Annotated in this window: 7 protein-coding genes and 2 rRNA genes (1 of these 9 cut by a window edge); 6 read left to right on the plus strand and 3 right to left on the minus strand. The window is 44.9% G+C overall.

All coding sequences use genetic code 11. The features are described from left to right. Positions 1 to 22: 22 nt before the first annotated feature. Positions 23 to 1,765: an ABC transporter ATP-binding protein gene (locus tag bslm_RS04560; RefSeq protein ID WP_009966836.1), complete on the plus strand. Its 1,743-nt coding sequence runs from the start codon at positions 23 to 25 to the stop codon at positions 1,763 to 1,765. Between the two features lie 76 nt (positions 1,766 to 1,841). On the opposite strand, the gene bslm_RS04565 is transcribed toward bslm_RS04560, so the two are convergent. Both bslm_RS04565 and bslm_RS04570 read right to left on the minus strand, forming a co-directional pair. Beyond that, positions 1,842 to 2,903 (minus strand): aromatic acid exporter family protein, encoded by a 1,062-nt coding sequence (locus bslm_RS04565; RefSeq protein ID WP_003233537.1) that lies wholly within the window; start codon positions 2,901 to 2,903, stop codon positions 1,842 to 1,844. Positions 2,904 to 3,123: 220 nt separating this feature from the next. Further along, positions 3,124 to 4,413 carry a glutamate-1-semialdehyde 2,1-aminomutase gene (locus tag bslm_RS04570; protein ID WP_046380869.1) on the minus strand — a complete coding sequence of 430 codons (1,290 nt, stop codon included), beginning with the start codon at positions 4,411 to 4,413 and terminating at the stop codon, positions 3,124 to 3,126. A 152-nt stretch (positions 4,414 to 4,565) separates the two neighbouring features. On the opposite strand from bslm_RS04570, the gene bcp reads away from it, so the two are divergent. Together bcp and perR are read left to right on the plus strand one after the other, a co-directional pair. Beyond that, positions 4,566 to 5,039, plus strand: a complete 474-nt coding sequence (gene bcp / locus bslm_RS04575; protein ID WP_046380870.1) for a thioredoxin-dependent thiol peroxidase — start codon at positions 4,566 to 4,568, stop codon at positions 5,037 to 5,039. A 122-nt stretch (positions 5,040 to 5,161) separates the two neighbouring features. Continuing rightward, complete coding sequence (gene perR / locus bslm_RS04580) at positions 5,162 to 5,599, plus strand: peroxide-responsive transcriptional repressor PerR (protein WP_003223285.1); 438 nt, start codon at positions 5,162 to 5,164, stop codon at positions 5,597 to 5,599. A gap of 34 nt (positions 5,600 to 5,633) precedes the next feature. Here the strand turns inward: perR and bslm_RS04585 are convergent, their stop codons facing one another. Beyond that, positions 5,634 to 5,987, minus strand: coding sequence for a YgzB family protein (locus tag bslm_RS04585; RefSeq protein WP_046380871.1), 354 nt, complete (start codon positions 5,985 to 5,987; stop codon positions 5,634 to 5,636). A 207-nt stretch (positions 5,988 to 6,194) separates the two neighbouring features. Between bslm_RS04585 and bslm_RS04590 the strand changes: the two genes are divergently transcribed. From bslm_RS04590 to bslm_RS04600, 3 genes are all read left to right on the plus strand, one after another. Continuing rightward, the gene (locus tag bslm_RS04590) at positions 6,195 to 7,079 is read left to right on the plus strand and encodes a nucleotidyltransferase-like protein (protein WP_046380872.1); all 885 of its coding nucleotides are present in this window, start codon (positions 6,195 to 6,197) and stop codon (positions 7,077 to 7,079) included. Positions 7,080 to 7,371: 292 nt separating this feature from the next. Further along, positions 7,372 to 8,921: ribosomal RNA gene (locus bslm_RS04595) — 16S ribosomal RNA — on the plus strand. A gap of 170 nt (positions 8,922 to 9,091) precedes the next feature. Continuing rightward, positions 9,092 to 10,108, plus strand: a 23S ribosomal RNA gene (locus tag bslm_RS04600) (it continues 1,911 nt past the right edge of the window). The 16S and 23S rRNA genes sit together here, the layout of an rRNA operon.

A 10,108-nucleotide genomic window follows, 5' to 3' on the forward strand; every position in this document is an offset into this window, starting at 1 on the left:
TAAAGAGAGAGGGGGAATCAACGTGGGGGTTATGAAACGCTACATGCAATTCGTCAAACCTTATAAGAAGCAAATTTTCGTTACAGTGTTAATCGGGATCGTAAAATTCTCCATTCCGCTTGCTCTCCCATTGCTTCTGAAGTACGTAGTTGACGACATTATTCAAGGAGGCGGCACGGCCAGTGACAAAACCACGTCATTGTTCACGATTATGGCGATCATGTTCGCCTTATTTTTAATTTTGCGCCCGCCTGTTGAATATTACCGGCAATATTTTGCCCAGTGGACTGCCAGCAAGGTGCTTTATGATATAAGAGCTAAGCTGTTTGACCATATACAAAAACTGAGCCTTCGTTTTTACGCGAATACAAGAACAGGGGAAGTCATTTCCCGAGTGATTAATGATGTAGAACAAACAAAGGATTTCGTCATCACAGGGCTGATGAATATATGGCTCGATATGCTGACGATTTTGATTGTAATCTCGATCATGCTCACACTGGACGTTAAATTAACGCTGATCTCTATCGTTTTATTCCCATTATACGGAATATCAGTGAAGTATTTTTACGGCCGTTTACGAAAGCTGACAAGGGAGCGCTCACAGGCTCTTGCTCAAGTGCAGGGGCATTTGCATGAACGCATTCAAGGCATGCCTGTCATCAGAAGCTTTGCGATAGAAGATCATGAACAGGCTCAATTTAATGAGAAAAACGGTCATTTCTTAGATAAAGCCATCCGCCACACGAATTGGAACGCCAAAACCTTTGCGGTCGTTAATACCATTACAGATTTGGCGCCGCTCATCGTCATAGCGTGCGCCGGGTATTTTGTCATTAATGGACCGCTGACAGTCGGAACAATGGTCGCGTTTGTCGGATATATTGACAGAATGTACAACCCTGTTAGAAGGCTGATCAATTCCTCTACAACTTTGACACAGTCAATCGCATCAATGGACAGGGTGTTTGAATTTATTGACGAGCCCTATGAACTCACTGACAAACCAAATGCGATAAAGGCCGATCAGATTCGCGGAGGAGTGGAGTTTCAAAACGTTTCGTTTCAATATGAGAAGGACAAAGAAAATATTCTTCATGATGTATCCTTAAAAGTAAATAGAGGAGAAACTGTAGCTCTCGTCGGCATGAGCGGAGGAGGAAAATCAACGCTCGTCAGCCTGATCCCAAGATTTTATGATGTAACAAGCGGCAGACTGCTGATTGATGGGACGGATATTCGCGATTATGAAGCAAGAAGCCTTCGCAACCAGGTTGGTATGGTGCTTCAGGATACCTTTTTATTTAGTGAAACGATTCGGGAAAATATCGCGATCGGCAAGCCTGATGCCACACTTGAAGAGATAATCGAAGCCGCCAAAGCTGCAAATGCCCATGAATTTATCATGAGTTTTCCAGAAGGATATGAGACCCGGGTGGGAGAACGAGGCGTTAAGCTTTCAGGCGGACAAAAGCAGCGGATCTCAATTGCGCGGGTATTCCTGAAAAATCCGCCGCTCCTCATTTTAGATGAAGCTACATCAGCTCTGGATTTGGAAAGTGAGCATTACATTCAAGAAGCGATGGACAAACTGGCGAAGGATAGAACAACTTTTGTTGTCGCCCACCGTTTATCGACAATCACCCATGCGGATAAGATTGTTGTCATGGAAAACGGGACAATCATTGAAATCGGAACCCATGATGAACTCATGGACTATGAGAGCCAATACAAGCACTTATTTACCATTCAAAATTTGAACTAAAACATCAATCTTATATCCTTTTAACGAAGGATATAAGATTTTTTTGTATATAAAAAAACCCGGCTGTTTAACCGGGTTACTCTTCTGTTTCTATTTCGCAGTCTTTCGGATGATACGTTTGAAAACTTGTGATAAGTGTTTCTAAATGTTCAAGCTGCTCGCGATATTCCACGGCGCTTGCCATAATATTGAGCATGTTGTAATCAATAAGCTCCTCATCCGTATTCTGCTGATTTTTTAAAAATGACTTTGTTAAAAGCTGCTTATACCGGATGCCTTCTTCAACCGCGTCATCATGCGGCTTGATTTTTCCGACAAACCTCATCAAAATCCGTTCGTGCCAGTAAAGCAGGTAATCAAGTTCTTCAGTCAATGTTTCCTGAAACTCTTCCGGCATATGATAGATCTCGTTTTCCAGACGATGCAGCTTCTTCAATGTATCAAGCGCCCGATTTGCAGTAATAATGGCCTGTCTGAACAGGACAAGCTTTCTTGATTTCACATAAGTGGTTTTCTTAAAGTAACTTCTTTCTTCTTTATATAGAAGATATGTCTGATCAAGCTTGATCATTTTTTCTTTCAGTTTTTCAATATCCTCTTTCAAAATCGAATGCTCTGTCGACTGCCGCATGGACAATCTGATCCACTTCATAATTTCTTCGGTGTTTTCGACGGTATTATGAATCAGCTTTGTTTCGTACTTAGGAGGCAAAAACACAAGGTTGACGATAAAGGAAGAAAGCACCCCTAAGATGACTGTGCTTGTTCTGATCAGCGCGAACATTAAAAAGTCGTCACCGGCAGATTCTAATATCGCAATGACTGTTACAAGAGCAATTGAAATTGTATGTTCAATTTTAAGTTTCAGCATGATTGTAATGACAATAACTGCTGTTAACCCGATCATAATCGGGCTGGGTCCGAAAATAAGGCCGAACACTGTGGCAATCACAGCTCCGATGATATTTGCTTGAACCTGGTCAATAATAATGAGAAAAGAGCGGTAAATCGACGGCTGGATCGCAAATATCGCTGCAATTCCAGCGAAAATCGGCGCGGGAAGCCCGATCCACGAAGCCAAATAAAGGGCAAGTGTAATCGCAATCCCGGTTTTGAAAATGCGGGCACCAAGTTTCATTGGTTTGTGCGTGCATTCCTTTCTATAGTAAATTGTGTGACATAGCAAATGGGCTAATCCTTAAAATTCCCGGTTAGTTTATTTGCTAAACAATTAAGTAATATACAGGGATCGATACAAATATTCAAGCTATTTTTCTAGAAAAAGACCAAAATCTTACACGTTGTTTGATTCCATAAAAAAAACAGGAGCTCAAAGCTCCTGTTCAAGGTATCTGATTCTAGTTTTTAAGATGTTTAAAAGCATCCTCGACCGCTGCAAGCGTGTCTTTAATATCCTGCTCTGTATGTGCTGTGGTAATAAACCAAGCTTCATACTTAGAAGGTGCTAAATTAATTCCGCGTTCCAGCATCAGCTTGAAAAACGTAGCGAATGTTTCTCCGTCACTCCGTTCAGCCTGCTCGTAATTTTCGACTTTCTCATCAGAGAAGTATACCGTGAGCGCACCTTTTAACCGGTTGACCGTAATGGTGATGCCGTGTGTTTCTGCGTGCTTCAAAATACCTTCCTCAAGCATAGCGCCAAGGTGATCAAGCTTTTCATACACGCCTTTTTCTTTGAGCACTTCCAGACAAGCGATGCCTGATAGGATGGAAGCGGGGTTCCCTGCCATTGTTCCTGCCTGATAAGCAGGTCCTAGCGGAGCTACCTGCTCCATGATTTCTTGTTTGCCGCCATAGGCGCCAATCGGAAGTCCGCCGCCGATAATTTTCCCGAGTGCTGTTAAATCTGGTTTCACCTGTAAGAGATCCTGCGCGCCGCCATACATAAAGCGGAAAGCCGTAATGACTTCATCGTAAATAACGAGAGCGCCTGCATTATGTGTCAATTCATTTACTTTTTCTAAGAAGCCCTCTTTCGGCTCCACGATACCGAAGTTGCCGACAATCGGTTCAACGAGAACCGCCGCGATTTCACTGCCCCATTTATCAAGAGCCGCTTTATAGCTATCGATATCATTAAATGGTACTGTGATCACTTCGTTTGCAATGCTTTTCGGTACACCGGCTGAGTCTGGTGTGCCAAGAGTAGACGGGCCGGAGCCTGCGGCGACAAGCACAAGGTCCGAATGCCCGTGATAACAGCCCGCAAATTTAATGATTTTTGTCCGGCCTGTATATGCGCGAGCCACGCGGATGGTCGTCATAACGGCTTCTGTACCCGAATTGACGAATCTTACTTTGTCCATAGCGGGAATGGCTTCTTTGAGCATTTTTGCAAATGTAACCTCGTGTTTCGTTGGTGTTCCATACAATACACCGTTCTCTGCCGCTTTTTTAATCGCTTCTGTAATATGCGGGTGGGCATGTCCTGTAATAATCGGACCGTACGCCGCTAAATAATCGATGTATTTGTTGCCGTCCACATCCCAAAAATAAGCGCCTCTTGCTTTCTCCATTGCAACAGGAGAACCGCCGCCGACTGCTTTATATGATCTAGACGGGCTGTTTACACCGCCGACAATGTGCTGTAATGCCTCATTGTGAAGTTCAATTGATTTTGTATGCAAGAATAAAAACCTCCTATATCTCCATGCGTCCTTTCTATTGTAGCATGCTTCCGAACAAGAACAATGGCTTCGGGCTTCAGATTCAGCTGAGATGGTTGTAATCTGGACAAGAATTGGATACGCTTAATAAAAAAACATCCGGAGGTAACGTAATGACTATAGAAATCGGACAAAAAGCGCCTGATCTTGAGTTAAAAGGTGATCATGGGGAAACAGTAAAATTATCGGATTATAAAGGAAAGTACATCGTGCTTTATTTTTATCCAAAGGACATGACACCGGGATGTACAACTGAAGCATGCGATTTTCGGGACAGTCACGAAAGCTTCGCCGAACTGGATGCCGTCATTATCGGCGTCAGCCCGGACAGCCAGGAAAAACACGGAAAATTTAAAGAGAAGCATAACCTTCCATTTCTGCTTCTTGTTGATGACGAGCATAAGCTGGCGGAAGCATTTGATGTGTGGAAGCTGAAGAAAAACTTCGGAAAAGAGTATATGGGAATCGAGCGTTCCACTTTTTTAATTGATAAAGAAGGCCGGCTCATTAAAGAATGGAGAAAAGTAAAAGTAAAGGACCATGTAGCCGAAGCGCTTCAAACCCTCAAAGATATGGCGGAAAAGTAAATCTCTATGAGCCTATGCTTACTTTTACCCTGATATCAATTGACAAATTATCGTAGAAAGAGTTACACTAATTATAAACATTACAATGTAAGAATTTTTTTTAGAAGAGAGGTGCATGACGGATGGCTGCACATGAACTAAAAGAAGCCTTAGAAACGTTGAAGGAAACCGGAGTTCGCATTACTCCTCAACGTCATGCGATTCTGGAATATCTCGTTAACTCTATGGCTCATCCAACAGCGGACGATATATATAAAGCTCTGGAAGGGAAATTTCCTAACATGAGCGTAGCGACGGTATATAACAATTTGCGTGTGTTCCGGGAATCAGGTTTGGTAAAAGAGCTCACATACGGTGATGCTTCCAGCAGATTCGATTTTGTGACATCTGATCACTATCACGCGATTTGCGAAAACTGCGGTAAAATTGTGGACTTCCACTACCCGGGCCTTGATGAAGTGGAGCAGCTCGCTGCCCACGTCACGGGCTTCAAGGTAAGCCACCACCGTTTAGAAATTTACGGCGTCTGCCAAGAGTGTTCGAAAAAAGAAAATCATTAAAAATAAGCTGACCGCACGAAACGGTCAGCTTATTTTATTTCGACATTTTCTTTTTATTATAAGACTCATCAAATTCTTTTCCTTCTAATCTCTTATCTAAAGTCAGCGGCTCTCGGCAATGCATGCACATATCGACTCTTCCTAAAACCTTTGTCTCTTTATCACAGCCTGGACAAATGACGCGAACCGCTTTAGTCGAAAGCATTCCGATCCAAAAGTAAACTACCGTGCTGAGACCGATGGATAAAAGCCCAAGTATCATAAACAAGCTAGAAAGCAAAACTGACTCTTTGAAAAAGATCCCGATGTACATAATGATAAACCCAACGAAAACCAAACTTAACGCAAATGTTCTGATTTTATTAATTTTGCTGGAGTATTTCGCCATGTCCATCCCCCTCTGATTTAACTATAGCACAAACCCGATGGGATTTTCTTCATGTTTTCGGTTGAACTGGAATTTATATATGGAGAGTTACTGTGAAATTGTTTATAATAGTTCAATGTGTTTAGAAAAAAGGAATTTCGTTTTAACCATAGAATTGAATCAAATAGAGAATAAAAAAATTTGAACAATTGCATTGGAGGAATAGTGATGGAAAATCTTCTCCGTCCAATTTACCAAGAAAGAGCAAGTCACCCCAACACATTGGCTGTCATTATGATTGAGAGAAGAAACAAAACATCTTCCTTAACAGATAACTTTGATGCAGCTTTGCTGGTGATTGTAAAGGATGCTGATGAGCCAGTTTTTATAAAGCATTATGAATTTGATCATCAAACAGCTTCTTTGCATGTGGTAACAGATTCTCAGATTCAAGAATGGATTTTACTCGGAACAAATAGAAGAATCATAGATTGGATTGTAAATGGCAGAGTTTTGTTTGACCGTAATGAATACGTTGCTGAGCTGATTGACAGGCTGAATACATTTCCGTTTGCCGAACGTAAACTGAAGATCGGACTCGAATACGGCAAATTAATCAGAAGGTATGTTGAAGGAAAAGCTTTTTTTGAAGCCAATCAATTTTTAGATGCCTACAACGCCGTTGTTCATGCGCTGCATCATTTAGCACGTATTGAAGTAATCGACAGAGGATTCCATCCCGAAACCACGGTGTGGAGCCAAGTGCGCCAGATGGAGCCGCAAGTGTACAAGTTATATTCCGAGCTGATTGAAAGTCACGAGAGCCTGGAAAAAAGACTTGAATTATTATTCTTAGCAAATGATTTTCTCATCCATTCCAAAGCCGAGATCGGTTCGGCGCATCTTTTCGAAGTAATGAAAGAAAAAGACATTTGGCAATTCGGTGAGCTTCTTCAACATCATGACCTAAAGCACTTTACCCAAGATCTTGGCGTTATGCTTGATTACTTGACGGACAAGGGACTTATCAACGTCTGCCAGATAGAAACGAAAGGACAGGCTGTCTATCACCGAGGATATTCTTTTAAAAAAGGTGTTGACTCTGATTCTTGACCGTGTTATATTATTAAACGTCGCTGATGCGCTTCTGAGAAAACAAGCTCACAGCGGCGGGAAAATAAATCAAAAAAACATTTGACAAAAGAAAGTCAAAATGTTATATTAATAAAGTCGCTTCAACAAGAAGTGAAAATGATCTTTGAAAACTAAACAAGACAAAACGTACCTGTTAATTCAGTTTTTAAAAATCGCACAGCGATGTGCGTAGTCAGTCAAACTAGGGCCTGCACGACGCAGGTCATACAGGTGTCGCTGCAGGATGCGGTGAACTTAACCTGTGATCCATTTATCGGAGAGTTTGATCCTGGCTCAGGACGAACGCTGGCGGCGTGCCTAATACATGCAAGTCGAGCGGACAGATGGGAGCTTGCTCCCTGATGTTAGCGGCGGACGGGTGAGTAACACGTGGGTAACCTGCCTGTAAGACTGGGATAACTCCGGGAAACCGGGGCTAATACCGGATGGTTGTTTGAACCGCATGGTTCAAACATAAAAGGTGGCTTCGGCTACCACTTACAGATGGACCCGCGGCGCATTAGCTAGTTGATGAGGTAACGGCTCACCAAGGCGACGATGCGTAGCCGACCTGAGAGGGTGATCGGCCACACTGGGACTGAGACACGGCCCAGACTCCTACGGGAGGCAGCAGTAGGGAATCTTCCGCAATGGACGAAAGTCTGACGGAGCAACGCCGCGTGAGTGATGAAGGTTTTCGGATCGTAAAGCTCTGTTGTTAGGGAAGAACAAGTACCGTTCGAATAGGGCGGTACCTTGACGGTACCTAACCAGAAAGCCACGGCTAACTACGTGCCAGCAGCCGCGGTAATACGTAGGTGGCAAGCGTTGTCCGGAATTATTGGGCGTAAAGGGCTCGCAGGCGGTTTCTTAAGTCTGATGTGAAAGCCCCCGGCTCAACCGGGGAGGGTCATTGGAAACTGGGGAACTTGAGTGCAGAAGAGGAGAGTGGAATTCCACGTGTAGCGGTGAAATGCGTAGAGATGTGGAGGAACACCAGTGGCGAAGGCGACTCTCTGGTCTGTAACTGACGCTGAGGAGCGAAAGCGTGGGGAGCGAACAGGATTAGATACCCTGGTAGTCCACGCCGTAAACGATGAGTGCTAAGTGTTAGGGGGTTTCCGCCCCTTAGTGCTGCAGCTAACGCATTAAGCACTCCGCCTGGGGAGTACGGTCGCAAGACTGAAACTCAAAGGAATTGACGGGGGCCCGCACAAGCGGTGGAGCATGTGGTTTAATTCGAAGCAACGCGAAGAACCTTACCAGGTCTTGACATCCTCTGACAATCCTAGAGATAGGACGTCCCCTTCGGGGGCAGAGTGACAGGTGGTGCATGGTTGTCGTCAGCTCGTGTCGTGAGATGTTGGGTTAAGTCCCGCAACGAGCGCAACCCTTGATCTTAGTTGCCAGCATTCAGTTGGGCACTCTAAGGTGACTGCCGGTGACAAACCGGAGGAAGGTGGGGATGACGTCAAATCATCATGCCCCTTATGACCTGGGCTACACACGTGCTACAATGGACAGAACAAAGGGCAGCGAAACCGCGAGGTTAAGCCAATCCCACAAATCTGTTCTCAGTTCGGATCGCAGTCTGCAACTCGACTGCGTGAAGCTGGAATCGCTAGTAATCGCGGATCAGCATGCCGCGGTGAATACGTTCCCGGGCCTTGTACACACCGCCCGTCACACCACGAGAGTTTGTAACACCCGAAGTCGGTGAGGTAACCTTTTAGGAGCCAGCCGCCGAAGGTGGGACAGATGATTGGGGTGAAGTCGTAACAAGGTAGCCGTATCGGAAGGTGCGGCTGGATCACCTCCTTTCTAAGGATATTATACGGAATATAAGACCTTAGGTCTTATAAACAGAACGTTCCCTGTCTTGTTTAGTTTTGAAGGATCATTCCTTCGAAACGTGTTCTTTGAAAACTAGATAACAGTAGACATCACATTCAATTAGTAACACAAGATATCACATAGTGATTCTTTTTAACGGTTAAGTTAGAAAGGGCGCACGGTGGATGCCTTGGCACTAGGAGCCGATGAAGGACGGGACGAACACCGATATGCTTCGGGGAGCTGTAAGCAAGCTTTGATCCGGAGATTTCCGAATGGGGAAACCCACCACTCGTAATGGAGTGGTATCCATATCTGAATTCATAGGATATGAGAAGGCAGACCCGGGGAACTGAAACATCTAAGTACCCGGAGGAAGAGAAAGCAAATGCGATTCCCTGAGTAGCGGCGAGCGAAACGGGATTAGCCCAAACCAAGAGGCTTGCCTCTTGGGGTTGTAGGACACTCTGTACGGAGTTACAAAGGAACGAGGTAGATGAAGAGGTCTGGAAAGGCCCGCCATAGGAGGTAACAGCCCTGTAGTCAAAACTTCGTTCTCTCCTGAGTGGATCCTGAGTACGGCGGAACACGTGAAATTCCGTCGGAATCCGGGAGGACCATCTCCCAAGGCTAAATACTCCCTAGTGACCGATAGTGAACCAGTACCGTGAGGGAAAGGTGAAAAGCACCCCGGAAGGGGAGTGAAAGAGATCCTGAAACCGTGTGCCTACAAGTAGTCAGAGCCCGTTAACGGGTGATGGCGTGCCTTTTGTAGAATGAACCGGCGAGTTACGATCCCGTGCAAGGTTAAGCAGAAGATGCGGAGCCGCAGCGAAAGCGAGTCTGAATAGGGCGCATGAGTACGTGGTCGTAGACCCGAAACCAGGTGATCTACCCATGTCCAGGGTGAAGTTCAGGTAACACTGAATGGAGGCCCGAACCCACGCACGTTGAAAAGTGCGGGGATGAGGTGTGGGTAGGGGTGAAATGCCAATCGAACCTGGAGATAGCTGGTTCTCTCCGAAATAGCTTTAGGGCTAGCCTCAAGGTAAGAGTCTTGGAGGTAGAGCACTGATTGGACTAGGGGCCCCTACCGGGTTACCGAATTCAGTCAAACTCCGAATGCCAATGACTTATCCTTGGGAGTCAGACTGCGAGTGATAAGATCCGTAGTC

This window comes from Bacillus sp. LM 4-2 (assembly GCF_000978495.1).
In the GTDB taxonomy this organism is placed as follows: domain Bacteria; phylum Bacillota; class Bacilli; order Bacillales; family Bacillaceae; genus Bacillus; species Bacillus subtilis.

Coding starts and splice junctions, on each gene's coding strand:
- bslm_RS04590 (WP_046380872.1), top strand. CDS start 6,195: ATGGAAAATCTTCTCCGTCCAATTTACCAAGAAAGAGCAAGTCACCCC.
- bcp (WP_046380870.1), top strand. CDS start 4,566: ATGACTATAGAAATCGGACAAAAAGCGCCTGATCTTGAGTTAAAAGGT.
- bslm_RS04585 (WP_046380871.1), bottom strand. CDS start 5,987: ATGGCGAAATACTCCAGCAAAATTAATAAAATCAGAACATTTGCGTTA.
- bslm_RS04565 (WP_003233537.1), bottom strand. CDS start 2,903: ATGAAACTTGGTGCCCGCATTTTCAAAACCGGGATTGCGATTACACTT.
- perR (WP_003223285.1), top strand. CDS start 5,162: ATGGCTGCACATGAACTAAAAGAAGCCTTAGAAACGTTGAAGGAAACC.